Genomic DNA, 25,873 nt, shown 5'->3' with positions numbered 1-25,873 from the left:
GGGGAAATGCGATTCTCGATCCTGCTAGAGATATGAGAGAAGCCTTCCGAGACAGCGATGTTGAGGTGGGCTTTTTTCTTTTGCGGATTAATCTCCTGTTTTGGTTGAAGTTTGCGATTCCTGGAAAGCCCGATAGAGCTCATCCAGGTTATCGGCAATGTATGCACCGAAGCGGGAGGCATTCTTCGCCTTCAAGGCCAACGTGAATGCCTTGCCGCCATCCTTGATATCCACGCTTACGGATTTGTCTTTTGCCGCCCAAGCCTTCGCCGTCGATATCACAACCTTCGCCGGGCGCTTCGATTTTGTCAGGAAATCGAACAGTAAAGTGAAGCGGGCATCGCCGGTTTCATCCGCGAAATCATCAGATTTTACAAAAGCTGCCGCCTTCTCAGCATTACCCGGCACCTGCAGCAGCTTTGACAGCTGCCACCAGCGATCCCGTCCCGTCGCCTTCGCCGAACCAATCGAGAGTATGATCGCCTCGGGAACATAAGCTGCGACCGACTGCATCTTCGAAAATGTCGTGGCATCCAGCGCGAGCGCAGACTTGATGACGGTCTGATCGTAGCTGAGGTCAGAGAGCCGCTTGGCAAACAATGCGCGTTCGATAAAGGACAGGTTCGACCGGGCAGCGTTTTCCTGCCCCTGGGCAATCACATGATCCTGGTCCGCCATCGGCTTGACGACGGCACGAACCTGTCTTCCCAGCTGCTTGGCCACCTCGACACGGCGATGCCCGAAAACAACCTGATAGCGGCCCGATACAGCAGGATGCGGCCGCACCAGAATGGGGGAGTCTTGCCCCCTCTCCTTCACAGCGACGAGCAGATCCTGAAAGGCTTCGTCGTCGTCATCAATCCGGTCCGATACGAAAGAGCCGTCGACAAGTTCCGGATCGAGTTCGACAACGCTGCCTTTGGCGAGTTCTTCGAATGAGCTTTTGATCGAACGCGAAGCGCCGCTAACGACATAGGACAAAGCGTCATTGCGCTCAGGCTTTGCCGGTACCGGGTTCATTACACTGCTGAAAATGTCCTTACGGGCCATCTATCTGCCCCCGCTTCCGTTTAATGGTCTGATTTCGCAAGAAAAAACCGCTGTTTTTACTGCAGTAAACGCGTTTGCCATGTCAGCGTCCCCATGCTCTGTGGACGAGTGCCGTAATTTCGGAATTCACGGCATCCAGCGATTCAATGGCGCGTTCATAGGTCGTGCGCGTGAAGCTCGTTTTCTCGACTTCATAGAGTGTCTGCTTGGTCAGGCCCGCATCCGAAACAGCGGTCGATTTCAGCATCGGATTAGTGAGAATCTCCTCCGCCAGCATGGACTGCATGAATCCGACCATTTGCGCCTGCGGGATATCCATTGGCTCGTAGCGTGTGATGAGGTAGCGGAACCAATCGAGTTCCACGCGGGCACCGGCCTGCTTGACAGTCTTGAGGATGCCGCCGAGCATCAGCAGGAATTGCGACATCGACATGAGATCGAGCATCTGCGGATGTACGGTGATCAATACGGATGTCGCAGCCGACATGGCAGTCAGCGTCAGATAGCCCAGTTGCGGCGGGCAATCGATCACCACCACATCGTAGCGGTCGTCCACTTCCTCAAGCGCATTGGCGATACGCGTGAAGAACTGCCTGCCCTCGCGCGAAACCTTGTCCTGCATGGCAAGCGGCGTGTCGTATTCATATTCCTGCAATTCGAGATTGGCCGGGATGATATCGAGACCCGGAAAGTTGGTCGAGAGAATGACCTCGGAGATGGGTTTGCGCTCGTCGTCATAACGGATGGCCTCGTAGAGCGACAGGTTCCGGTCAAGCTCCGGCTGGAACCCGTGCAGCGCAGACAACGACGCCTGAGGATCGAGATCGATGGCAAGGACGCGGTGGCCCGTAAGCGCCAGGTATTGCGAGAGATGCGCAGCAGTGGTCGTCTTGCCCGATCCGCCCTTGAAGTTGACAACAGCGATAACTTGCAACTTGTCGCCCGGCTTACGGTGCGGAACATATTTCTTCACTTCGGTGCGGCCATTGCGGTCGAGATAATGACGAAGCTCCAGCATCTGCTCTGCCGTATAGGAACGGCGGCCAGACGACGCCTGGGCCGGGACAGGACCTTTTCCTTCCAGATGCAGGCGCTTGAGATTGTTCTGTGTCACGCCAAGATAGTGGGCCACTTCGGCCATGGAAAATTGCCGCAATGTCTTCTTTGCATTCGGTGGAAATTTTTCCATCCGAAGCTGGTTCAGCCGGCGAGAAATCTCCGCACCCTGGTCGAGGATCTTGTCATCAAACTCGAACTTTGGCAGAGGCATTGCGATATTCATCGGAATCGAAACCTCTAATAGCGCTTTTTCAAAGCAATCCTTTTAAGAACCGCTATTAAGCTCCGATTCGATTGATCCGGCAAGATTTTTTAGGTCAATAAAAGGTTAACGCGCGTGAAGCTAACAACTTTACTGCAAAAACGAGCATTTCGATTTCTGGACTCCTGAGTGACACTCGTTTGTTTTCACTCAGGAAATTTGCCCGTTTTACCGCAGTAAATTTTGGTGAACCACTGCGGCAGAAGGGGGAGGGGCCGCGGACTACTCCCCGGCCGTTTTCTTTCGGGATTTGTCGTCTTCCACCAACTCGTACCACATCGCATTCAGCACAGCGAAGGCGGCGGCGAAAGGCAGTCCGAGAAGCCAGGCAAAGTACCACATTGTCTAATCCTTTCGTTAGTATGCGTGACCGCTCTCGTCGTTGATCACAGCTTCATCGACCTTGCCCCACAGGACGCGGTAGACCCAGCTCGTATAGGCGATGATCAGCGGAATGAAGATCGCCGTGACGACCAGCATGATGAACAGGGTCAAATGGCTCGACGATGAGTCCCACACGGTCAGGCTGGACCTGGGATCAAGCGAGGAGGGGAGGATGAACGGAAACATCGAGACGCCCACCGTCGAGATGATGCCGAAGATCGACAGCGCGCTCGAGAGGATCGTCGCGATCTCCCGTCTTGCCGTCAACCCGAGAAACGCCCCTGCCGCGCCAATGAAACCGAAGACCGGAGCCAGGAGAAGCACCGGATAGCTGCCGTAATTGGCAAACCACGCTCCGCTTGCTTCCACGACGGTTTTCGTGAGCGGGTTCGACGCACCCATAGGGTCGACAACGCTGGTTATGCGGTAACCGCCGAACCCGGCCCATACCCAGAGCCCGGCGACAACAAACAGTGCGATGGTGACCAGAGCTGCAAGACTGCCATATTTCCGAGCACGATCCGCCACAGGTCCCGAGGTCTTCAGCACCAGCCATGCGCCGCCGTGCATGACCAGCATTGCCACAGAGAGGAGACCGCACAGAAGCGCGAACGGGTTCAGCAGGCCGAAGAAGGAGCCCTCATAGAAGATGCGAAGGTCGTTGTTAAGCCGGAAAGGAACGCCCTGCAAAACATTGCCCATGGCCACACCGAAGATCAACGCCGGCACAAAACCGCCAATGAACAAGGCGCAATCCCAGGCGGCGCGCCACGTATCGCTGTCTCGCTTGGACCGGTATTTGAAGCCGACAGGGCGAAGGATCAGCGATGCCAGAATGATGAACATGGCAAGGTAAAACCCGGAGAAGGATACCGCATAGAGCGGCGGCCAGGCCGCAAAGATCGCGCCGCCGCCAACAATGAGCCAGACCTGGTTGCCTTCCCAGATCGGACCGATCGTATTGATGACGATGCGCCGCTCCATATCGGTTTTTGCAACGAACGGCAGCAGCGTACCGGTGCCGAGATCGAAGCCATCGGTGATGGCGAAGCCGATCAGGAGGACGCCGATCAGCAACCACCAGATCACGCGCAAGGTGTCATAATCGATAAGTTGATGCAGGATCATGATCGCTTACTCCGCTGGAACGATGTGAGGTGAAATCAGGGTTGCCTCCGGCTCGATATCGGGTTCCGGTCCCTTGGCGATTGCCTTGAGCATCAGGCCCATTTCGACGATGAAGAGCGTGGTGTAGATAACGACAAACCCGGCGATGGTTATAAGCAGGGAGGCCGCTCCGAGACTGGAAACCGCTGCCGCCGTGGGCAATATGCCTTCGATAGTCCACGGCTGGCGGCCCGATTCGGCGACGACCCATCCGAGTTCCGCTGCTATCCAGGGGAGAGGGATAGCAAACACCGCAATGCGCAGCAGGAAGGGATAGGAATCGATCTTGCGCCGCACCGAGAGAATGAAGAACGTCGCCGTCAACAGGATGAAGAAAATACCCAGTCCCACCATGATGCGGAATGCCCAGAACAATGTTGGTACGCTCGGCACGGTATCCCAGGCGGCCTTCTCGATCTGTTCATCGGTTGCCTGGCGCGGGTCGTCTACATAGCGCTTCAGCAGCAGTGCATAGCCAAGGTCGGCGCCATTTGCTTCAAAGGCGTCGCGCACCTCTTGGCCGACAGCGGTGGTGCTGCCCGCTTCGCGGATACGCTGGAGGGCATCGTAGGCAAGCAATCCGCTGCGAATATTCGTCTTGGCGCGATCCACCAATTCCTTGATGCCCGGAATTTCGGTGGTCAGCGACCGCGTACCGATCAAACCCATGACCCAGGGCACGCGCACAGCATAGTGGGTCTCGCGCGCGGCGGTGTCGGGAAATCCGAAGACCGTGAAGGCCGCTGGCGCCGGCTCCGTTTCCCACATCGCCTCGATCGCCGCGAGCTTCATCTTCTGGTGTTCACCGGAGAGATAGCCGCTCTCGTCGCCGAGGACCACGACCGAGAGCGCGGAGGCAAGGCCAAACGACGCTGCAACAGTCATCGAACGCTTGGCGATCTCGATGTGCCTGCCTTTGAGGGCATACCAGGCCGAGACGCCGAGCACGAAGATCGATGCCGTGACATAACCCGCAGACACCGTGTGAACGAACTTCGCCTGCGCGACCGGATTGAACAAAACCTCATAGAAATCAACGACTTCCATGCGCATCGTCTGCGGATTGAAGGCGGACCCAACCGGATTTTGCATCCAGCCATTGGCGATGAGGATCCACAGCGCCGAGAAATTGGACCCCGCCGCCACTGCCCAGGTCGCCGCCAGGTGACCGACCTTCGAAAGCTTTTCCCAGCCGAAGAAAAACAGCCCGACAAACGTCGCTTCGAGGAAGAACGCCATCAATCCTTCGATCGCCAGCGGTGCTCCGAAAATATCGCCGACATAATGGCTGTAATAGCTCCAGTTCATGCCGAACTGGAATTCCATGACAATGCCCGTGGCGACGCCAAGAGCAAAATTGATGCCGAACAGCGTGCCCCAGAATTTGGTCATCTGGCGCCAGATGACGCGGCCGGTCATCACATAGACCGTTTCCATGATCGCAAGGAGAACCGACAGTCCGAGCGTCAATGGCACGAAGAGAAAATGATAGAGAGCTGTGATCGCGAATTGCAGGCGCGAAAGCGCCACGATATCGAGTTCCATTGCTTTTGCCGGGTCGCCCCGGTCCCCTGTTAGCGGCATTCACCTCGAGCGAATGCCGAATGAAATGCCTGTCCTCAGTCCGGCCTCAGCGCGGCGAGGGCAGCGTCGAATTCCTTCTCTCCACGGCGCGGCGCGCCGACAATGCGCCCGCGTTCGAGGATGAGCAGCCGGTCAGCGATCATCGCCTCCCGCCTGATATGCGTGGCGATGACCACGGAGCGTCCCTGCATCTGCGTTTGAAGGCACTGCAGCACATCGCGCGCAATTTCTCCGTCGAGACCCTCGGTCGGTTCGTCTAGCAGCCAGACCTTTGTATCGCGCAGGAGGAGCCGCGCCAGCGCCAGACGGCGCGCCTGACCACCGGAAAGGCCAAATCCAGCTTCGCCAAGCCGCGTATCGAGACCTTCCGGCAAAGCGGCAACGAATTCTCCAAGGCCCGCCGTTTCCAACACATCCTGCAAACGCGCGTCGTCGGCACCTTGATCGGCAAGCCGGAGATTGTCGCGCAGACTGTCCTGAAAGAGTTCTGTCTTCTGGGTGAGAAGGGTAGCGGGAAGGCATTCAACGCGGCCCGCCTCAGCTTCGATCTCCTGCGCAAGCAGTGCCAGCAGTGTGGATTTGCCGGCCCCGCTCGCGCCGATGAGCGCGAGACGTTCACCGCGACGAAGAGACAGCGACAGATTCTGGAGTGAGGGGAGGGGGGAACCATCGTAGCAGACGGAAACATCCTCAAGCTGAACCGCCAGTTCATGCCCTGATATAGCTCGCAATTCGGGGGAGGGGAGGGGAGCTATGTTCGGACCGATACGCTTGGCCGCCAGAACCGTACGCCCGAGTTCTACCGCGCCGCGACGCAACCCGGCGAAAGGCTCCAGCGCTGCAAGCGCGATCAGAAGGCCGAGGGCTGCCACCGGACCACCGATCACCCCGCCGCTGACCAATAACGCGACCGCATAAAGCGTACCGCCGAGCAGGATTGCCGAGGCTATGCCGAAACCGGCTGTGACGAACATCTCGATACGATTTAGCGCATCATCTGTTTGCAATAGTCGACGATCGGAAGCCATTACCGCATTCCGCTGGGCGGTAAGCCGTCCAGCCATCACGAGATCGGTCTGTCCCGCGACAAGATCAATCGTGCGTGAGCGCAGGGTTTCCAGCGCATGAGCGCGGCGGCGTGATGGTTTTGCGGCAAAGCGGACGGCAACGAGCGGAATACCAAGCCCCGTCAGCAGCAGCCACGATCCAGCGCCAAGCCCCAGCAGCGGATGCATCAGCCCGAGCGCGACGCTCACGGCGAGCGCCGTGCAAAGCGCGACCGCTGCGGGAACGAGGATGCGCAGATAAAGCGAATCGAGAGCATCGATATCGGCAGTCAGGCGGAAGAGAATCTTTGCCGGACGCTTCAATAGCTTCTGTGCAGCCTGCGGTTGCGACCAATTGCGGAAAACCTGCTCGCGCAATCCTGCCAGTACACCAAGCGTCGCATCGTGCGTGGTCAAGCGTTCGCCATAGCGCGCGGCAGTGCGGGCCAGAGCCAGAAAACGGATCGCTGCCGCAGGAGCAAAAACGTCGAAAGCGAACGCCGTGGCTGACGAGAGCCCAGCAATCGCCGTCGCGGTGATGAACCAGCCGGAAAGGCCAAGCAGGGCGATACCGGCAAGCACGGTTGCCGCCGCCAACAGAGCGCCCGCCAGAAGCGCGGCGCGCCGTTGAACGAGGAATAGCGCCAATATAGGCCGGAATGCGCTCCACAGGGCCATTACACGTCCTCCTGCGATGTTTTCGACGGCAGGACGACGATCCTGTCCATGCGGCTCGCCAAGACAGGATCGTGCGTCGCGACGATGAGCGTCTTGCCGGCAGAAATCTTCAGCAGGCTATCCATGATCTCATTGGCGGTGATCGTATCGAGATGTGCGGTCGGTTCATCCGCAAGGATCAGGCCCGCATCCGGATTGGCCGCGGCACGCGCCAGGGCAAGCCGCAGGATTTCGCCGCCGGAAAGGCCTGATCCGCCTTCACCAATCGGCGCGTTTCCGTGCGCATTGGCTACGTCTTGCAGGGCTGCCTTGCGAAGTGCGGTTCCGACTTCAAATGATCCAATTTCCGGGCGACCCAGCGCGACATTGTCCGAGACCGTACCAGCGAAAATATGCGGCTTCTGTCCGACCCAGGCGATGCCGGTCCGAAGCTCCGCTGCAATGGCTGTCGTGAGAGGGATGTCTCCAATTGCGATCCGCCCGCTTTCATAAGGCGCAAGCCCGGCAATCAATGCGAGAAGCGTGGATTTTCCCGAGCCGCTGGGACCCAGCACCGCAATATGCTCAGCCGGCAAAACATCGAAATTGAACTGGTCGAAAACCAGCGAACCATTGCCCCTGTGGTGGAATGTGAGGTCTTCAACGTGGACGCCCGCAACTGGCGGCATTGCATGCTTTCCTTGCTTGCCTGCGCCAGGCATGACCACACCATTTTCTGAAAGCCGATCCAGAGCCTCCATCGCAGCTTCTCCCGCAGCCCGGTCGTGCCAGACCGAGGACAACTCACGCAAAGGCTCGAAGAAAGCCGGCGCGAGCAAAAGAATGAAAAGGCCCTCGGTCAGGCTCAAACGCCCGCCCCAGGCACCGAAATTCAACTGGCCAAGCAGATGGAAACCAATATAGACGGCCACCATTGCAACGCCCAGTGCTGCGAACAACTCGAGCACCGCGGACGACAGAAACGCGATCCGAAGCACCGCCATCGTACGTACCCGCAGCGATTCCGCATTGTCGCGCAGGCGATGCGCGGTCAAATCCACGGCATCCAGTGAACGAATGGTCGCGAGTCCGCGCAGCCGGTCGAGCAGGAACGCATTCATACCGCCCATTTCGACAAGCTGTTTCTCGCTCGCCGCTTTGGCACGCCAGCCGATCAGCGCCATGAACACCGGGATCAGAGGAGCGGAAACTAACAGGACTATAGCTGCCGCCCAGGAGAGCGGCAGAACACAAAACAGAATAACAATCGGCACAATCGTCGCCTTCAGCCGCGCCGGGCGAAAGCGTGAAAGATAGGGCACAATGGCCTCTGCCTGCTCGGCAAGCACACTTGCCGCAAAGCCGGAAGCAGGCCTTTCCATGTCCAGCGGCGAGCGCTGAACGAGCGCTATCACAGCTTTGTCGCGTTTTGCCGACAGGATATCGCGGGCCGCACGAAAAGCGAGGCGGTTACCCATGGCGTCGAGCAGCGCCCGGACTGCGCCGATCACGACGACGCCGAGAACCAGCCAGTGGATATTCGCCATTCCTTTGCCGGCAACGATCCCGCCCACGCCCATGGCGAGCAGTGCGGCTTGTGGCAACCACAAGAGAGATGCGAGCACTTGAATGAATGCCGCTGCCCTCTCGGCGCGGCTTTTGTTGGCGACGGCATCGTCGGATCTTGTCGCAGTGATGTGCTGCGTGTCCTGGCCAGGCACAAATTCGTTCTGCGTGCGAAGCGCTATCGAAGACGAATGTGCTGCGGGTCCCATGCCATCAACCTTTTTCGGTAGTACGCTTCGACCTGCCGAGGGACACGATCTTGTCCTTCGCCTCCAGCAGTCTTGTGACTTTCGCGCCCAGCGTCAATAGGGTTGCCAACCGGTCCGTTTCGAGTTTTTTGACGTCGTCATACCAGTTGGTCAGCTGTTCGATGAGACTGTGCATCTCACCCATACGTGCTTGCGCATGGCGTTCGGCATCGCTGGCGGGCTGTTGCATCAAAATTTCACGCAGGACCGACAGCGTCGGATCGACTTCGCGCTTCTTCCGCTCTTCGGCCAGCGTACGCAGGATTTGCCAGACATCGTCGGGCGTCGTGAAGAAATCCCGGCGATCATCGGGCAGATGTTTCAAGAGAACGAGGTTCCAGGCCTGCAACTCGCGCAAGCTCATCGACACATTCGAACGGGAAATTCCCAGCGCGTCGACGATCTGTTCGGCATTGAGCGGATCGGGCGAAACATAGAGCAGGGCATAGATCTGGCCGACGGTGCGGTTGATTCCCCACCGGCTGCCCATCTCGCCGAAGTGCAGAACAAAGGACTGAACGAGAGGCGGTAGATTCATCGGTTTATCCCGTTGCAACTGTCATTTCAGTAATTACTGAAATCACGATATTTAATAAATCGTAAATTTGCAAGAGGCAGATTTTGGACCCCACAGAAAAGAGAAGGGGCCGTGATGACGCCGCCTCTTACCCTCCCCCTTATGAGGGCCGAAGGCGGGCGAGACCCGCGGCTCGCCCCGAAGACGGACCAAAGGTCCGGGGAGGGGTCTTTTTGGGATGTTGGTCGCCGCTAGCGCTAGAAGATCTAGTCTCGCAAAAGCCCCTCCCTGCTGCTGCGCAGCCTCCCTCCCCACAAGGGGAGGGCAAGAAGCGGCACCGTTGGAGCCAAATTCTTGAACGTGCAATCGCCGCTCAACAAAAAGCCCGGCCCGATCAGAACGATCGAGCCGGGCTGCAAGAGTGGCGCAGAAGCGTTTTGAGAATTCAGCCTGATGAGTCAGCTGGTGTGGTTGTCGAGAACTGGAGCGCAGCGGACTTATCGGTCCGTGAGCACCGGAAGCGCAGAAAACCGCATCAGATGCCCATCAGGGTGAAGAAATCAAAAGGCTGTTAGTTGAGACCCAACTTGCCGCGCAGGGTCGACAGATCTTCGGCAAGCGTGTTGACGGCAGCGGCCAGCACGGCGCGGTCATCATCGGTCAGCTTGTCATACAGCTCATAGCCCTGAGCAGTCTTGTACTTGGCCAAAGTCGTGTCGACCTTGTCGAAATTACCCGATACCTTGGTGACGAACGCGCTATCGTCCTTTTGGACCAGCGGACGCACGAGTTCGAAAATCTTGCGCGAACCATCGAAGTTCGCCTTGAAATCCCAAAGATCGGTGTGGCTGTAGCGGTCTTCTTCACCCGAAATCTTGGTCGCGGCGACTTCTTCCATCAGCGCGGCCGCACCACCGACAACTTTTTCCGGCGGCAAGGTCAAATCGGTGATGCGCTTGTTGAGTTCGGTCACATCGGCCATCAGCTTGTCGGCAAATGGTGTCAGGTCCTTGGTGCTGTTCTCGGAGAAAAGACCGTATTCGATGCGGTGAAAACCGGTGAATTCCGGATCCTTCTCGGCCTTTTCATGGTCGTCGGCGCGCGAATCGATCGAACCGTCGAGGTCGCTGAACAATTCGGCAATCGGCTCGATTGCCTCATAACTCATGCGCGTCGAGCCGAAGAGCGCCTTGGCTTTGTCCACATCGCCTGCCTTGACGGCATCGGTGAACGCCTTGGTGTCGGTCACGAGTATTTCAAGGTTTTCCGAGACATAGATCTTGTAGTCGGCAATCGGGCCGACCAGATCGAGCGGCGAGACATCGGCCATTGCGGCGCGCGGCATAATCGCCGCGGCGAGTGCAAACAGGCTTGCGGAGAGTGTCACTTTCAGTTTCATCGTTGGTGGTCCCCTTAAGATTTAACGCGGGTCACGGCGTGCCCCGCTGCTTCCAATAATGTTCGGCCGACAAAATCGCTTTCGTCCTGCGGGCCGGGTGGTGTGAAGAAAAAGCCGCCGCCAATCGGCTTGATGTATTCCTCGAGCGGCTCGCCATCGAGCTGGCCCTGCACCGCGATGAAGCCCTTCTCCAGATCGGCCTGATAGCAGATGAACAAGAGCCCCTGTTCGAGCTGGCCGGATTTGCTCACCCCGTTCGAATAGTTGAACGGGCGGCGCAGGATCAGGTTTGCCTCGGAAGCCTTCGTGCGAAAATTGGCGAGCCTTATATGCGCGTCGAGCGGCGTTATCGTCCCTTCCGGATCCTTGGAATAGTCAGGCACATCATGCTCGGTATTTCCGCCATGCGGCGCACCCGTCGCTTTTTTGCGGCCAATGATCCGCTCCTGCTCGCCCAGCGGCGTGCGGTCCCAGCGCTCGACGAAATTGCGGATGATGCGCACCGCCTGATAGGACCCGCCGCGCGTCCATGCGGGCTCGTCCCCGCCTTCCGGCACCCAGACGATCTTGTCCATCAGCGCCGCATTGTTGGCATCGGGATTGGCCGAACCGTCACGGAAGCCGAGGAAATTGCGCGCACTTTCGTGGGTTCCGTCCGGCTTGGGCGGCTGGACGGGCACCGAGCCTTCCTGTTTCCAGCGAAGCACCATCAGATCCGGCAGGTTTTTCAGGATATCGCGCAGCGCGTGGATGTTCGTGTCGGGCGTGTTTGAACAGATCTGCAACGCCAGATCGCCGTGGCACAGATCGGCATCCAGCGCGTCATTGCGGAATGCCTTCATACGCGAGAGGCGCGCCGGTTTGTGCGGAGCCAGCCAATCGCGCTGGTCGAAGAATGAAGAACCAAGCGAGACTGTGATTGTCAGATTGTCCGGCGGAACCACCGGTCCCAGCAGGCCTGAGTCGGAGGGCGGCAGCTTGTCGTCGAGTTGCGGCGGCGTGCCGCCCTGCATCAGGAAGGCGATGCGGCTCGATAGCGTCCGGAACAGTCGCTCGACATCCGCCGGGGTTTCCGCCAGCACGTGAAACGAAGCGATCATGCCTGCCGCCGGGCGCGGCGTGACGATGCCCGCCTGGTGCGGACCGTAGAACGACTGCCGCTCCTGCGTCTTGTCGCTGACCGGCGCATCGGTGACCTGTCCGCCCTGCTTTTCCGCTGCGCGTGCGGTCGTCAATCCTGTGGCCAAGGCACTGCCTGCGGCACCGACTCCGAAGAGAACGTTGCGCCGTGTCGTGACCAGTTTGTTGTCGTTCGTTGTCATCGCCGTTACTCCAGTCCCACTGCCGCATTGAGCTTGCCGATCGCCTCGGCCAGGCCTTGCATCTTCTGCGCCAGCGCCTTGCGGCTATCGGCACTCACCTTGTCATATGCCGGATAGCCGTCCGGACCCTTGAGCGCAGTCAATGCGTTGCCGGTATCTGTCATGCGGCTGTCGATATCGGCCACAACCTGCGGCGCAGCCTGCACCGCAACGGGCTTGAACAGCGCCATCATCCGGGAAACGCCAGCGACATTGGCCTCGAAGTCGGCAAGATCAGTCTGCGCGTAATGGTCTTCACCCGCGGTGATCTTCGTATCGGCAATCTGCCCGACAAGCCGCCCCGCACCCTTGGCGATCTGTTCGGGCGGAATGCGCAGGCCGCGAATCCGGTCCTTCAGCGCCGTCACATCGGCCAGCAGTTTGCTCGAGACCGGCGCCAGTCCATCAAGGCTTTTCTTGGCATAAAGACCGTACTCGATGCGGTGAAAGCCGGTGAAACCTGGATCGTCTTCGCGCTTTTCGAGATAATCCGCCACCGGATCGATGGCGTTGTGCAGATCGGCAAAGAGGTCGGCCATGGGTTCGATCTGCTTATAGGGAGCGCGCGCCTTCTGATAGGATTCCCGCGCTTTCTCCAGATCGCCGGCCTTGATCGCGTCATCGAGTGCCTGCGTCGCCTTCACCAGCGAATTCGCCTGCATCACCATGAACACCTGGAATTCCGCCAGCGGCCCGACAAACGAGACCAGCGCCGGACGTGCCGCCTCCGCTTCGGACTCGGCGGATGGCGTAACGTGCAAGGTCCCGCGCGGATTGTTGAGAAGGCCGCAGGTGATCTCGTAGGTTCCCGTTTTCAGCTTTGCCTGCATCGTCTGGGTGAAACCCGGCACGATGTTCTCGCGCTCTTCCAGCACCATCACGCCATCAAGGATCTCCCATTCGAGCGCACGGTTGGACTTGTTGACGATGGTGAATGTCGAACGCCCGGCCGGAACGGTAATCTCGTTGGGATCGCATGCGCTGTCGTTGATGGTGACAGTGATTGCCTCGCCTGAACCCGCCGATTTCAGACCTTTCGACGCATAGTAGAAAGCCACACCGCCTGCGACGACGAGAAGGGCGGCCCCGGCGACCGCCAGCTTCATCAGCTTTTGCGATGAAGGGCGGGGAGAACTGGAGCCGGCGGTTTGCGTCATGAAGTGTTTCTTTCGGTCAATGAGAGGCGGTCAATGAGAAGCCTGGGCGGCGGCCGTGCGCCTGCCCGCTGGACGCAGGAACATGAAAATGCTGATGGCAAGGAAGGCGACATAGACGATGACTTCGCCCAATGTCGGCATGTCCTGGTAACCGAACATTCCGGAAAGCAATGTGCCGAAGGGGCTGCTGACCGGCAGGACGTTGCTCAGATCAATGACAACGGTCTGCAGGCTGTTCCAGACACCCGCCTCGTGGAAGTGACGCAACGTGCTCGCCAATATTCCGGCAGCGACCACGAGAATGAAAAGCCCCGTCCAGAAGAAGAACCGGCGCAGATTGAGGCGGACACCGCCCATATAAATGCCGTATCCCAATACGATCGACACGAGAATGCCGAGCAGCGCGCCAAGCGGCGCATCGCTGTTGGTACTCTGCTGGAAAATGGCGAGCAGGAAGAACACGGACTCCAGACCCTCTCGCGCCACAGCGAAGAACACCATGGCGATCAGCGCCGGAGCCTGTCCGGTCGAATGCGAAAACGCCGAGTCAATTGAATGGTGGAGGTCGGATTTGATGGAGCGTGCCGCCTTGCGCATCCAGAACACCATCGACGACAAAACGATAACGGCAATCAGTCCGACAATGGCCTCGAAGAATTCCTGCGCCTTTTGCGGAAACTCGGCACTGACCATCTGCAGCCCGGCTCCGACGAATAATGAAAGCGCAATGGCAAGCAGAATCCCGAGCCAGACGGCCGGCATCCACGCGCCTCTTCCGGTCTGCTTCAGATAGCTCGCAACGATACCGACGATCAGAGCCGCCTCGATGCCTTCACGCAGCATTATCAGGAATGGAACCAGCATAAATCACACCCTCGGCGAACCATTGACGTCTCTTTTAGACGGGCCCTGGCGCCGCGGGAGTCATAGACTGTCGCGAAAAACGAAGCAATAACAATATATTAGAAGAATTCTAAGGAATAACCGGAGGAAATTTGTCAATTATTCCAATAAGTTGATTGTTTTAATCCACAATCGAATGCAACCTGATGTCGATAACGTAGCCTGCATCGCCACATTCTTTCCACAATTACACAACGCTGACCGCTACCCTCCCCCTTGTGGGGGCCGACGGCGGGCGAGACCCGTGGCTCGCCCCGGAAGACGGAGCGTAGCGACGGGGAGGGGTCTTTCTCTTTTTAGAGACGGAGATTCAAAATACTCCTCCCTGCTGCTTCGCAGCCTCCCTCCCCACAAGGGGGAGGGTAAGGGGGCGCACGCTATGCCAGATCACCTGTCATAAACGACTGGCAACTCAACGCGCAACGCTCGCGACGCCGAGCAGCTGATCGACCGTATCGCGATCACCCGCCAGTTGCTCCGATGAACCGTCCCAGACGATGCGCCCGCGTTCGAGAATGATCACCCGTTCGGCAAAATCGAGCGCGCTCTGGATGCGCTGTTCGACGAGGAGAATGGTCACCTCGCCGCTGGAGGCAAGGCGTGAGAAAGCCGCCATCAGTTCCTCGCATATCACCGGCGCCAGCCCTTCCAGCGGTTCGTCGAGCAGGAGTACCGTCGGCCTGCCGAGAATGGTGCGGGCCGTGGAGAGCATCTGCTGCTCTCCGCCGGAAAGCTTGGCCCCGGAATTCGCCCGCCGCTCGTAGAGCCGCGGGAACATGTCATAGGCCTCCTGCAACGCACTACGCGGCCTTCCCTTCAACCCGACGAAGAGGTTCTCCTCGACAGTTAGCGATGGAAAGATGCTGCGCGATTGCGGCACGAAGCCAAGCCCCCTCCAGGCCCGGCTGGAGCTTTCCATATGGGTGAGGTCCGCATCGCCCAGCTTGATCGTGCCGTCATAGCGCCGGGTCTGCCCGGCAAGGGTGGCGAACAGCGTTGTCTTGCCGACGCCATTGCGCCCCAGCACGGCAATGCGCGATCCTGCCTCTGCTGTGAATGAAATATTCTCCAGAACCCGCGTCGGCCCATAACCGGCGCTAAGGTTTGTGATCTCAAGCCGCGCTGCTGGCATTGTACCCTCCGAGATAAGCCTCGCGCACCCGCACATCGTTTGTTGCGTCAACCGGCAGTCCGTCGAAGATGATTTCGCCCGCCGCCAGCACGATCACCCTTTTGGCAAAACGAAAAACCAGATCCATGTCGTGCTCGATCATCAGTACCGCGAGGTCGGCCGGAAGCTGAGCCAATGCGTTTTCGATCAGGAATGTATCGCTATGCGGTACCCCCGCCGCCGGTTCGTCGAGCAGCAGGACCTTCGGCCGCAGCGCCATCGCCAGCGCAATCTCCAGCAGGCGCTGTTGCCCATAGGCGATCTCGCTGACCGGAACTCGCGCCAGCGCCGTCAGATTGAGGGTCTCGAGAATTTCATATGTCTCGCGCATCACCTCCGGCATGGCCTGAAACGAACCGGCCATCCGTCCGGACCTGCCCTCCCGCTGCAGGATGGCGAGCGCGACATGCTCTTCCGGGGTCATCTCGGCAAAAAGCCGTGTCACCTGAAATGAGCGAACCAGCCCGGCTCGCACGCGCTTCATCGGATTGAATTTCGAAATATCTTCGCCGCCCATCAGGACCTGTCCAGAGTCCGGACGCAGATGGCCGGTTACCAGATTGACGAAAGTGGTCTTCCCGGCGCCGTTCGGGCCGATCAGCGCCACCCGGTCACCGTTGCCGAGCGACAGCGAGACATCGCGCGTGACGTTCAGTCCGCCGAAGGCCTTCTGCAGATGATCGACCTCGAAGAGTGCACTCATTTGCCGCCCTTCCTGTATCGTTCAACGAAAGTCACAGCAGTGCCATAAAGGCCCTTCGGCGCGAACAGCACCACGGCGATCAACAACGCGCCGACGATCGTCAGCCAATGGAACGGATTGGCGGCAGAGACCAGATCTTCGATCCATACAAAAGCAATCGTGCCGATCAGCGCGCCGTAAAGCGAGCCCACTCCGCCCAGAACCAGCATGACCAGCGCTTCGGCGGAATTGGTGAAGCTCAGGCTGTCGAGGCCGACAACCTGTGTCGATACGGCATTGAAGGCGCCGCCGACACCCGCGACCAACCCCGAGATCACATACATCTTGATCAGGGTGAGCTTGACCGACGCGCCCATCGCGCTGACCCGAACCGGATCCTGCCTGATGCCGCGGCACAGCATGCCGAAGGGTGATCGCACCAGGATGCGCAAAAGCACAAAAACCAGGACAAGCAACACAATGCCGAAGACATAGGCGGTACGGCCCCAGAGATCGAACTCGAAGAGGCCAAGGATAGGATCCGGCGAGATACCGGCGAGTCCATCGCTGCCGCCCGTATATTCGGATGCCTTGTTGGCCGCCTCGTGGAAGAGGTGGATGATGGCGATGGACAGGACAAGTTGAGCGAGGCCATGTCCGCGCAGGATGACGATTCCCGAAATCAACCCCGCTACAGCACCGCCAACTGCGCCGATGGCTATCATGGTGATCGGTTCGGTGATCCCGAAATGCGCCGCGGCAATCCCCGCCGCATAAGCACCACTGCCGAACAGTGCAGCGTGGCCGAGCGTCGCGACGCCGCAATACCCCGTCACCAGATCGAGCGACAGCACAAGCAGCATGATCGCGATCATGCGCGTCAGCAGGGCAAGGTTGTTGGGAAACAGGAAGTACCCGGCTATGGCTGCAATCAAGATCACAGCCACACCAAGCAGATCACGCTGCCACCCGCTGCCTTGCGCTGGCAGTGCTCTGACGGACACCTCGGCACTCATTTTGCTCTTCCCATCAGACCACGCGGGAATACCCAGACGATGGCGATCACTGCGAGATAGAAGAAGAACTCGCCATATTCCGGCACGAGATAACGGCCGGTCGTATCGATGGCGCCGAGCAGCAGGCAGGCGATCAGCGCGCCGGGGATGGAACCCGCACCGCCGACCGAGACGACGACGAGAAACGTCACCATGTAGCGCAACGCATAATATGGTTCGACCGGCAGGAGTTCCGCACCGATCACCCCGCCAAAGGCGGCAAGCCCGACGGCCAGAGCGAAGCTTGCCGCATAGACGATCTTGGTGCGCACGCCGAGCGCCGCCGCCATCGCCGTATTGTCCACCGATGCCCGCAGTTTGACACCGAAGGAGGTCCGCTCGATCAGGTACCAAAGCCCCAAAGCAACGACCACGCCGCAGCCGATGGCAAAGAGCTTGTGCGCCGCGATCGTGCGGAAGCCGATATCGACCGGACCTTGCAGTTCCGCGGGGAGGGGGATCGTCTTCAGCGTTGGCCCGAACACGTAGTTGGCAAGGCCGATGACGCAAAAGGTGATACCGATGGTCATCAGCACCTGGGTCAATTCCGGTGCACCATAAATCCGCCGGTAGAGAAAACGTTCCAGCGGAATGGCAATGACAATCGTGCCAAGGACCGCAATCACGATCGCAAAACCATAGGCAAGCCCGAGGTCGCGCGCCGCATAGGAAGCGATATAGCCGCCGATCATGGCGAACGCTCCGTGGGCGAGATTGATCACCCGCATCAGACCCATTGTCACCGACAGGCCAATCGAAATGACGAACAGGATCATCCCGTAGGCCAGGGCATCGACGCCAATGCTGAAGAACGTTTGCATCAGATCATCCCGGACAGCGGCTTTTGCACCGGGCTACTTTGCAGCCGCCAATCCCGGATCCGGCTGCTTCTCAAACGTCTTGATCTCCTTGTTGAAATAAACGCCATCAGCACCCTTCGATACTTCTCGCAGATAGATGTTCTGGGTGATGTGGCGCGTTTCCGGATCGATCGAGACCGGCCCGCGCGGGCTTTCCCAGGCAAGACCTTTCACCGCATCGACCGCCTTCTGTGCATCCTGCTTGCCGCCGGTCGCTTCGATCATCTTGCTGATGACATACATGCCATCATAGGCGCCGACCGAAGGGAAGGAGAGTTCGGCCGGGTTGCCGATCGCCTTCTGGGCGGCGGCGACAAATGCCTTGTTCTCGGGCGAATTGTGCGCCAGCGAATAATGGAACGTCGTCAGGATACCGAGGCCGGCATCGCCAATCGCCGGCAGATCGGATTCCTGCGTCAGGTCACCCGGCGCTAGGAACTGTATGCCCGCCTGCTTCAGGCCGTTCTCGTTATAGGCCTTGACGAAACCGAGAGTGGTTGGACCCGACGGCAGGAAGGCAAAAACCGCCTGCGCCCCGGAATTGCGCACCCGCTGCATGACAGGGCTGAAATCATTGGTCGACAGCGGCATGCGGATGGATTCGACAACCTTGCCGCCCTCTTTCTCGAACGTCGTCTTGAACGCGTTCTCCGCATCGACGCCCGGGCCATAATCGCTGACCACGGTGATGGCTTTTTCGACACCGCGTTCGCGCGCGATCTTCGCCATCGGCGCGGAGGTCTGCCATGTCGTGAATGAAGTACGGACAACCAGCGGGCTCTTGGTGACGATGGCCGACGTCGCCGCGTTCATGATGACCATCGGCACATTCGCCTGCTTGAGCAGCGGTGTCACCGCCATGGCATCCGGGGTGAAATAAAAGCCGGCAAGATATTGCACGCCTTCCTTGACCACCAGTTCCTGCGCCAGAGCTTTCGACTGCGCCGGGTCGGCCTGCGGCACATCCCGGTAGAGGATTTCAATCGTGTTTTCGCCGACCTTGTCACCGTGGGTTGCAATGTAGGCGTCGATGCCCGCCTTGAAGTTTTTGCCCTGTATTGCGAACGGTCCCGAGAAGGGTCCGACGACACCGATCTTGATGACTTCGGCATAGGCGCTTGCGCTCATCAGAATTGATGCGGCGACGGCCAGAATCAGCTTTTTCATAGTTCCTCCCTCAATCGAAAATGGCTTTTTCAGAACATTGCACACGACCTGCGCTTTCCAAAACAAGAATGAAACGAAAAGATGCGATTCTTACTCAAGACAAGGCGATTCTCATGCAAGAAATGTCGATTCTGGCGCAAGTTTTTCCACTCGCAATTGCATTTTAGTTGCGCGTGGTTGAAGTTATGCGCTGCCAAACCTCTCAATCGAACCAAGCAGGCTGCTCGCCGAGCGCAGCGCGGTCGTCGTCGTTGCAACCATGGATGGCAATATCATCCACTCCAACGTCCATGCTGCGCCCGAACGTTCCTGCTCGTGGATCAAGGCGTGATGCATGCCGGATACTTGCGTGGCGTTGTAACGAGCAAGCGCAACCAGAAGTTCAGCGAGGACCGGATTTTGCTTGTGCGGCATCGCGGATGACTTGCCGCCACCGCTCAATTTGATCTCTTCTCCTCCTTGCGCCAGAAGCGCGACGTCCTGGCCTATTTTGCCAAGCGAACCGGAAATCAGCGATAAAAAGTCAGCAAATTCAACGATGATGTCGCGCTGGCTGTGCCATTGCGGCATGTCGTGAAGGCCAAGAAGCGCGGCCATTTGCTTGCGCACGGCTGGTCCTTTATCCCCGAGCTTCTCCAGCGTTCCTGCAGCGCCGCCGAACTGGATGACCGGTAATTGAAGCTCCAGCGTATCAAGGCGCTTGCGGTGACGGAGGAGAGGCGAGCGCCAGGATTCGATACGGTCGTTGACTGTGATCGGGATGGCCGCCTGCATGCGGGTACGCCCCATCAAGTCATTGTTGCCAAATGACTTTTCAAGCTGATCCAGCTTTGCGATGATATCGGACAATCCGGTGTCGAGGCGTGCCACTACCGGCTTCAACCGGATCATCAGGCTCGTATCGATCACGTCCTGGCTGGTCGCTCCCAGATGCAGGGACGCGCGATGTTGTTCAGGAATAATTTCACGCAATTGCCGGATAAGTTCCGGAACGACAACACCATCCGACGCAACCGCCGATTTGAGCGCGGCTATATCGGGTGAGAAAGCCCCGCACGCCTTTTCGATCACCTCCGCGGCCGCGCTTTCTATAATATTTTCAGTAACTTGCGCCTTGGCCAAAGCGATTTCGAATTGAAGCATCGCCGCAATATCGCTCTCCGTCGAGAACCATTGCGCGGCCTCTTCATCGCCGATCAAGCCGGACAGAAACGGATGATCGAAAGGAGAAATACTCATCGCTTACACATCGAAGAAGATGGTTTCCTTGTCGCCTTGCAGATAGATATCAAAGACATAGCTCGATCCGTCGCGCTTCGCGATCAGCGTCGGGATACGATTTTTGTGCTCGATGCGTTGCAGTACCGGGTCCTGGTCATTCGCCGCTTTCTCATCGTCGAAATAGATCCGCGTGTGCAACCCTATGTTGATACCGCGCGCCACGATCCAGACCGTGACATGCGGCGCCATCAAACGTCCGTCCTTGAACGGAACCTGACCCGGCTTGACGGTCTCGAAGTGATATTCGGCCGTTTCCATATCCGTCGGGCAGCGTCCCCACCCGGTGAAATTCGGATCGGCGGTGCCGCGCAACTCCGAAGGACTGTTGTAAAGCCCCTTGCTGTCAGCCTGCCAGATCTCAAGCAAAGCATCGCGCAGCGGCGTTCCGGTGCCGTCGAAAACCCGTCCACGGATGGTTATTCGCTCGCCCAGCGTCTTGTCATTGACCATCGAAATGCCAAGATCATTCTCGTAAACACCTGTAATATCGCAGAAATTCGGCGTGCAGCCGATATGGACATAAGGTCCTGCCGTCTGCGATGGTGTTTCCTTGAGGTACCCCAATTGTTGAACCATCAGTTGCCCTCCATGCGATTCTCGAACAGGGTCGAGCGGCGGCCGCGCAAGACGATGTCGAACTTGTAGGCGCGTGCATCCATCGGAATGGTGTTGTTCATATCGAGCGCCGCGATCAGCTGTTCGATCGCTGCCTTGTCTGGAATGGATTTGACGATCGGGCAATTCCAGATCATCGGATCGCCCTCGAAATACATCTGCGTTATCAACCTCTGCGCGAAACCATGGCCGAACACCGAGAAGTGGATATGCGCCGGGCGCCAGTCATTCACGCCATTGGGCCAAGGATATGCTCCCGGCTTGACCGTGCGAAAACGATAGTAACCGTCCTCGTCGGTGATCGTCCGGCCGCACCCGCCAAAGTTGGGATCGAGCGCCGCAAGATACCCTTCACGCTTGTGCCGATAGCGCCCGCCGGCATTGGCCTGCCAGAATTCGAGGAGCGCACCGGCAACACCCTTGCCGCGCTCGTCTACAACCCTGCCGTGAACAATGATCCGTTGCCCAATGGCGCTTTCGCCCGGCTTCGCATAATTGTAAATGAGATCGGCGTCGAGCTCGCCCAGCATCGAATGGCCGAACACCGGCCCGGTGATCTCCGACAACGTATTATCGAATGAAATCAATGCCCGTTGCGGCGAACGCACGACGCTCGTCTTGTAATCGGGCGTATAGGCAGGCGGATGCCATTGCCTGTCCCGCTGAAAGAATGCGCCGGTTTCCGGCTTCCTGTTGGACATTGTCTGCCTCCCGTCAGGCTGTCTTTTCGGCCGCAGCGAGGTCTTTATAGACCTGCTTCGCCAGTTTAATCGCATGGTTGGCCGCCGGAACACCCGCATAGATTGCAACGTGCAGCAGCGCCTCGCAAATATCATCCTGGGTCGCGCCGGTGTTTGCCGTCGCTTTGATGTGCATGACCAGTTCCTCGTCCTGCCCCAAGGCGGCCAGCAATGCGATGGTTACAATTGAGCGCTGCCGCTTCGTCCAGCCTGGCCGCGACCAGACATGACCCCAAGCCGCTTCAGTAATAAGCTCTTGAAAAGGCTCGTCAAAGTCTGTCTTGTTCGACTGTGCGCGATCGACATGCGCATCACCCAGAACGATCCGGCGCGTTGCCATGCCCTCGGCATAGCGGCGGGAGGGAACAGCCACAGCCGTCATGATTTCTCTCCAAGTTGGAACTCGTCGATGAATGCACGTATCACCGCAGTCAGCGCTTCCGGCTGTTCGACGCAGGGGATATGTCCCGCATCCTTGATCACCTCGTAGCGCGAGCGCGGAATGAGCTTCGCCAGCGCAAGCACAACTTCCGGTGGCGTCGACCCGTCCTGATCCCCCACGATGCAAATGGTGGGAACCGCAATCCGCGATGCTTCGGTTGTAAAATCGGCATCGCGCAGCGCCGCACACGTACCGGTATATCCAGCTACCGCCTGCCGGGTTAGCATGTTGCGATATCCGGCAAGTTCGTCGCGACGCTGCTTGTGGAAGGGCGGTGTGAACCATTTTTCGAGTACGCCGTCAGCAATGGACTCGATCCCGCCTTGCTCAAGCGCAGCGATCCGAGCACCCCACATCTCTGCCGAGCCGATCTTATGGGCGGTATCGCAAAGGATCAGCGCACGCACCAGGTCCGGCCGTGTCGCATAAAGGCCTTGCGCCACCAGCCCGCCAACCGACAGACCACAGATGACTGCATTCTTCACCTCGAGATAATCGAGGAGCCCGGCGAGGTCGCCTGTGTGATCGTTGATGGAATAGGGCGGTGTCCCGATATCTGAAAGGCCGTGTCCTCGCATGTCATAGGTTACGATAGCGAAATCGCCGACAAGCCGAAGGATCACATCGCGCCAGATACGAAAATCGGTACCGAGCGAATTGGCAAAGACCAGCACAGGCTTGCCTTCCGGTGCGCCGATCAATTGATAGTGCAGCGCTACGCCATTGACAGAAACGAATTGCACAGAAGCCTCCCATTCAATAAACCATCATGGATTACCCATTTGGTTAGGTAAAATGATATTCTATCGCATTCTCTTAACTCATGGGTTATGAAATACCATGATCGACAGTCGTATCAAATTTCGCCACCTTCAAACTTTTCTGGAAGTCGCCCGTCAGAAAAGCGTGATGAAGGCAGCAGCAATCCTTCATATCAGTCAACCGGCTGTCACCAAAACAATCCGTGAACTGGAAAGCGAGCTTGGTGTTGCCGTATTCGAACGCGACGGCCGCGGTATCAGAATCACGCGTTATGGCGAGGTGTTCCTGCGCCATGCCGGCGCCGCAATCACGGCATTGCGCCAAGGCATCGATTCTGTTTCCAATGAACGGTCGGGGGAGGGCATTCCCATCCGCATCGGCGCTTTGCCTACCGTATCTGCACGCGTGATGCCGCATGCCATCAGCCTGTTTCTGCAAGAGAAAACGCAAAGCCGCATCAAGATTGTTACCGGCGAAAACGCGGTCCTGCTGGAACAGCTTCGCCTCGGCGATCTCGATCTCGTTGTTGGCCGCCTTGCAGCACCGGAGAAGATGACGGGCTTTTCCTTCGAACATCTCTACTCCGAGCAGGTGGTTTTCGCTGTCAGCGCCGGACATCCCCTCTTGAATTCACAAGAGGATATCTTTTCGCGTCTTGCCGAGTTCCCCATACTCATGCCAACGCGTGCATCGATCATACGGCCCTTCGTCGACCGCTTCCTCATCGCTAATGGCGTTGCGACCTTGCCTACACAGATCGAGACAGTCTCAGACGCGTTCGGCCGCGCCTTCGTTCGTGCGAAAAATGCCATATGGATTATCTCATCGGGCGTCGTCGCCAACGATATCGAGGCCGGCACTCTGGCACTCCTGCCTATAGACACGAGCGAAACCAAGGGACCGGTGGGCCTCACAATGCGCGCTGACATAACGCCGTCTCTACCCCTCATGATTCTGATGCAAACGATCCGCGAAGCGGCAACTGGCGCATCCCGAAACTAAACCAACAGGCCCGCAAGCGTATCGCGAGTCGATTGCATCACCGGCAGATAGCTGGCGACCATTTCGTCGACAGTCACTCGCGCAGCCTGTGCGCCGACATTGAGCGCGGCAATTGTAGTACCCCGCATGTTGCGCACCGGAATGGCGATCGAGCAGAGACCAATCTCCAACTCCTGATCGATGACTGCATATCCCTGCTCGCGTACCAGTTGCAGCTCAGCCATCAAATCGGCGAACGTGGTTTTTGTATTCGGCGTATTCGCTCTACGGTTGCTATTCTCGAGAACCTTCCTCGCCTCGTCTTCACTCATTGCGGCAAGCAGAACCCGCCCCATGGACGAGCAATAGGCGGGCAGCCGGCTTCCTGGATTGAGGTTGATCGACATTACCCGCTTGTGCGATGCCCGAGCGATATAGACGATCTCGTTACCATCGAGCACAGAAGCCGATGCGCTTTCGCCGGTCTTTTCCGACAGTTGATCAAGAAAAGGTTGCATCAGGCGGGGCAGTGGTGTCGATGTGAGATAGGAATGGCCGAGCCGCAATATACGTGGTGACAGCGAGAAGAATTTTCCGTCGTAATCGGCATAGCCAAGCTGTGCCAAGGTCAGCAGACAGCGACGAGCAGTGGCACGCTCCAAGCCGGTAATCCTGGAAATATCCGTAATCGACAGGCGTGGGTTTGCAGCATCGAAAGCTTCGACCACTGATAAACCTTTGGCAAAGCCACTTATGAAATCCGTTTCCCGCATGGTTGAGCACAATAGCACGTTTTGTGCGATATACGAACAAAAATCACATACCGCACAAATGGATTGACCGACCAGACCGCAAAGGATTACGCAAGGCGACATACAAAACAGGGAGAGAAACCGTGGCGCGGATTTGCACGCTTTCCGAAGCGATCGAAGAAAATGTCAGGGACGGCGATTCAATTGCGATGGAAGGGTTCACTCATCTGATCCCCTATGCGGCCGGCCACGAGATCATCCGACAGGACCGCAAGGAGCTTTTCCTCATTCGCATGACACCAGACCTGATCTACGACCAGCTGATCGGCGTTGGCGCAGCGCGTGGCATGAAATTCTCCTGGGGTGGTAATCCTGGCGTTGGCTCGCTGCATCGCTTTCGCGATGCGGTCGAGAACCAGTGGCCGCGGCCGCTCGAAATCGAGGAGCATTCCCATGCTGCCATGGCAAACGCCTATGAGGCTGGCGCCGCAAATCTGCCCTTCGCCATGCTGCGCGGCTATATCGGTGCGGACCTGGCCAAGGTAAATCCGAACATCAAATCAATAACCTGCCCGTTTACCGGAGAAGTATTGGCTGCTGTGCCGTCGATTCGCCCGGATGTCTCGATCATTCATGCCCAGCGCGCCGATCGCAAAGGCAACGTGCTGATCGAGGGCATCTCCGGCGTCCAGAAAGAGGCTGTGCTGGCGGCGAAACGCTCCATCGTGACGGTTGAAGAAATCGTAGACGAGCTGGACCCACCATCGCCCAATGCAGTGGTCCTGCCGACATGGGCGGTCAGCTCTGTCGTCCATGTGCCGGGTGGCGCGTTCCCATCCTATGCGCACGGTTATTATCCGCGCTCCAATGCATTCTACATCGCCTGGGACAAGATTGCCCGCGACCGCGACAGTTTTACGGCATGGATCAAGGAAAATGTTATTGGCGGAAAGCCTGAAGATTTCGCCCGTCATGTAGGCAAGCGTACGGCCAAGGCGGCATAGG

General features: G+C 58.2%; 25 protein-coding genes. 2 read left to right on the top strand and 23 right to left on the bottom strand.

The features are described from left to right. Positions 1–87: 87 nt before the first annotated feature. The 22 genes from repB to pcaD all read right to left on the bottom strand — a co-directional run bounded on the left by repB (position 88) and on the right by pcaD (position 23,116). Positions 88–1,050 carry a plasmid partitioning protein RepB gene (repB, locus tag ACSQ3H_RS25435; protein WP_436119892.1) on the bottom strand — a complete coding sequence of 321 codons (963 nt, stop codon included), beginning with the start codon at positions 1,048–1,050 and terminating at the stop codon, positions 88–90. 82 nt (positions 1,051–1,132) lie between these two features. After that, positions 1,133–2,332, bottom strand: coding sequence for a plasmid partitioning protein RepA (repA, locus tag ACSQ3H_RS25430; RefSeq protein WP_436119891.1), 1,200 nt, complete (start codon positions 2,330–2,332; stop codon positions 1,133–1,135). A 261-nt stretch (positions 2,333–2,593) separates the two neighbouring features. Then, the gene (gene cydX, locus ACSQ3H_RS25425) at positions 2,594–2,713 is read right to left on the bottom strand and encodes a cytochrome bd-I oxidase subunit CydX (protein ID WP_436119890.1); all 120 of its coding nucleotides are present in this window, start codon (positions 2,711–2,713) and stop codon (positions 2,594–2,596) included. A 15-nt stretch (positions 2,714–2,728) separates the two neighbouring features. Further along, entirely contained in the window at positions 2,729–3,883 is a 1,155-nt protein-coding gene (gene cydB, locus ACSQ3H_RS25420) for a cytochrome d ubiquinol oxidase subunit II (protein WP_436119889.1), read from the bottom strand. Between the two features lie 6 nt (positions 3,884–3,889). Next, complete coding sequence (locus ACSQ3H_RS25415) at positions 3,890–5,467, bottom strand: cytochrome ubiquinol oxidase subunit I (RefSeq protein WP_436119888.1); 1,578 nt, start codon at positions 5,465–5,467, stop codon at positions 3,890–3,892. A gap of 74 nt (positions 5,468–5,541) precedes the next feature. Beyond that, the gene (cydC, locus tag ACSQ3H_RS25410) at positions 5,542–7,230 is read right to left on the bottom strand and encodes a thiol reductant ABC exporter subunit CydC (protein WP_436119887.1); all 1,689 of its coding nucleotides are present in this window, start codon (positions 7,228–7,230) and stop codon (positions 5,542–5,544) included. Further along, complete coding sequence (gene cydD / locus ACSQ3H_RS25405; protein ID WP_436119886.1) at positions 7,230–8,984, bottom strand: thiol reductant ABC exporter subunit CydD; 1,755 nt, start codon at positions 8,982–8,984, stop codon at positions 7,230–7,232. Before cydD ends, cydC begins: the two co-directional genes overlap by 1 nt. Positions 8,985–8,988: 4 nt before the next feature. Beyond that, positions 8,989–9,561: a GbsR/MarR family transcriptional regulator gene (locus ACSQ3H_RS25400; RefSeq protein ID WP_436119885.1), complete on the bottom strand. Its 573-nt coding sequence runs from the start codon at positions 9,559–9,561 to the stop codon at positions 8,989–8,991. Positions 9,562–10,111: 550 nt separating this feature from the next. Further along, positions 10,112–10,939, bottom strand: a complete 828-nt coding sequence (gene efeO, locus ACSQ3H_RS25395; protein ID WP_436119884.1) for an iron uptake system protein EfeO — start codon at positions 10,937–10,939, stop codon at positions 10,112–10,114. A gap of 14 nt (positions 10,940–10,953) precedes the next feature. Continuing rightward, positions 10,954–12,261 carry an iron uptake transporter deferrochelatase/peroxidase subunit gene (efeB, locus tag ACSQ3H_RS25390; protein ID WP_436119883.1) on the bottom strand — a complete coding sequence of 436 codons (1,308 nt, stop codon included), beginning with the start codon at positions 12,259–12,261 and terminating at the stop codon, positions 10,954–10,956. Positions 12,262–12,266: 5 nt separating this feature from the next. After that, on the bottom strand, positions 12,267–13,457 hold the full coding sequence (efeO, locus tag ACSQ3H_RS25385; RefSeq protein WP_436119882.1) for an iron uptake system protein EfeO: 1,191 nt from the start codon (positions 13,455–13,457) through the stop codon (positions 12,267–12,269). Positions 13,458–13,487: 30 nt separating this feature from the next. Next, entirely contained in the window at positions 13,488–14,321 is an 834-nt protein-coding gene (gene efeU / locus ACSQ3H_RS25380; RefSeq protein WP_436119881.1) for an iron uptake transporter permease EfeU, read from the bottom strand. 451 nt (positions 14,322–14,772) lie between these two features. Next, positions 14,773–15,492 (bottom strand): ABC transporter ATP-binding protein, encoded by a 720-nt coding sequence (locus tag ACSQ3H_RS25375; protein WP_436119880.1) that lies wholly within the window; start codon positions 15,490–15,492, stop codon positions 14,773–14,775. Next, positions 15,473–16,234 (bottom strand): ABC transporter ATP-binding protein, encoded by a 762-nt coding sequence (locus ACSQ3H_RS25370; RefSeq protein ID WP_436119879.1) that lies wholly within the window; start codon positions 16,232–16,234, stop codon positions 15,473–15,475. Before ACSQ3H_RS25370 ends, ACSQ3H_RS25375 begins: the two co-directional genes overlap by 20 nt. Next, the gene (locus ACSQ3H_RS25365) at positions 16,231–17,229 is read right to left on the bottom strand and encodes a branched-chain amino acid ABC transporter permease (protein ID WP_436119878.1); all 999 of its coding nucleotides are present in this window, start codon (positions 17,227–17,229) and stop codon (positions 16,231–16,233) included. The genes ACSQ3H_RS25370 and ACSQ3H_RS25365 overlap by 4 nt, the downstream gene beginning before the upstream one ends. Continuing rightward, positions 17,226–18,089, bottom strand: coding sequence for a branched-chain amino acid ABC transporter permease (locus ACSQ3H_RS25360; protein WP_436119877.1), 864 nt, complete (start codon positions 18,087–18,089; stop codon positions 17,226–17,228). The genes ACSQ3H_RS25365 and ACSQ3H_RS25360 overlap by 4 nt, the downstream gene beginning before the upstream one ends. Positions 18,090–18,122: 33 nt before the next feature. After that, the gene (locus tag ACSQ3H_RS25355; RefSeq protein WP_436119876.1) at positions 18,123–19,295 is read right to left on the bottom strand and encodes an ABC transporter substrate-binding protein; all 1,173 of its coding nucleotides are present in this window, start codon (positions 19,293–19,295) and stop codon (positions 18,123–18,125) included. Between the two features lie 183 nt (positions 19,296–19,478). After that, positions 19,479–20,534 carry a 3-carboxy-cis,cis-muconate cycloisomerase gene (locus ACSQ3H_RS25350; RefSeq protein WP_436119875.1) on the bottom strand — a complete coding sequence of 352 codons (1,056 nt, stop codon included), beginning with the start codon at positions 20,532–20,534 and terminating at the stop codon, positions 19,479–19,481. A gap of 3 nt (positions 20,535–20,537) precedes the next feature. Beyond that, a complete protein-coding gene (gene pcaG, locus ACSQ3H_RS25345) occupies positions 20,538–21,152 on the bottom strand; it encodes a protocatechuate 3,4-dioxygenase subunit alpha (protein ID WP_436119874.1) in 615 nt (204 codons plus the stop codon). Then, on the bottom strand, positions 21,152–21,892 hold the full coding sequence (pcaH, locus tag ACSQ3H_RS25340; protein ID WP_436119873.1) for a protocatechuate 3,4-dioxygenase subunit beta: 741 nt from the start codon (positions 21,890–21,892) through the stop codon (positions 21,152–21,154). The genes pcaG and pcaH overlap by 1 nt, the downstream gene beginning before the upstream one ends. 13 nt (positions 21,893–21,905) lie before the next feature. Further along, on the bottom strand, positions 21,906–22,313 hold the full coding sequence (gene pcaC, locus ACSQ3H_RS25335) for a 4-carboxymuconolactone decarboxylase (protein ID WP_436119872.1): 408 nt from the start codon (positions 22,311–22,313) through the stop codon (positions 21,906–21,908). After that, complete coding sequence (gene pcaD, locus ACSQ3H_RS25330) at positions 22,310–23,116, bottom strand: 3-oxoadipate enol-lactonase (RefSeq protein ID WP_436119871.1); 807 nt, start codon at positions 23,114–23,116, stop codon at positions 22,310–22,312. The genes pcaC and pcaD overlap by 4 nt, the downstream gene beginning before the upstream one ends. A 97-nt stretch (positions 23,117–23,213) precedes the next feature. Between pcaD and pcaQ the strand changes: the two genes are divergently transcribed. Continuing rightward, positions 23,214–24,137 carry a pca operon transcription factor PcaQ gene (pcaQ, locus tag ACSQ3H_RS25325; protein ID WP_436119870.1) on the top strand — a complete coding sequence of 308 codons (924 nt, stop codon included), beginning with the start codon at positions 23,214–23,216 and terminating at the stop codon, positions 24,135–24,137. Here the strand turns inward: pcaQ and ACSQ3H_RS25320 are convergent. Beyond that, positions 24,134–24,889 (bottom strand): IclR family transcriptional regulator, encoded by a 756-nt coding sequence (locus ACSQ3H_RS25320; RefSeq protein WP_436119869.1) that lies wholly within the window; start codon positions 24,887–24,889, stop codon positions 24,134–24,136. The two genes, pcaQ and ACSQ3H_RS25320, sit on opposite strands and share 4 nt — an antisense overlap. A 122-nt stretch (positions 24,890–25,011) precedes the next feature. On the opposite strand from ACSQ3H_RS25320, the gene ACSQ3H_RS25315 reads away from it, so the two are divergent. After that, complete coding sequence (locus ACSQ3H_RS25315) at positions 25,012–25,872, top strand: CoA transferase subunit A (RefSeq protein WP_436119868.1); 861 nt, start codon at positions 25,012–25,014, stop codon at positions 25,870–25,872. Position 25,873: the final 1 nt, after the last annotated feature.

Source organism: Phyllobacterium sp. LjRoot231 (assembly GCF_964253365.1).
GTDB lineage: Bacteria > Pseudomonadota > Alphaproteobacteria > Rhizobiales > Rhizobiaceae > Phyllobacterium.
The sequence above is the reverse complement of the archived record's forward strand: the minus strand, read 5'-3'. Positions and strand labels throughout refer to the sequence as shown.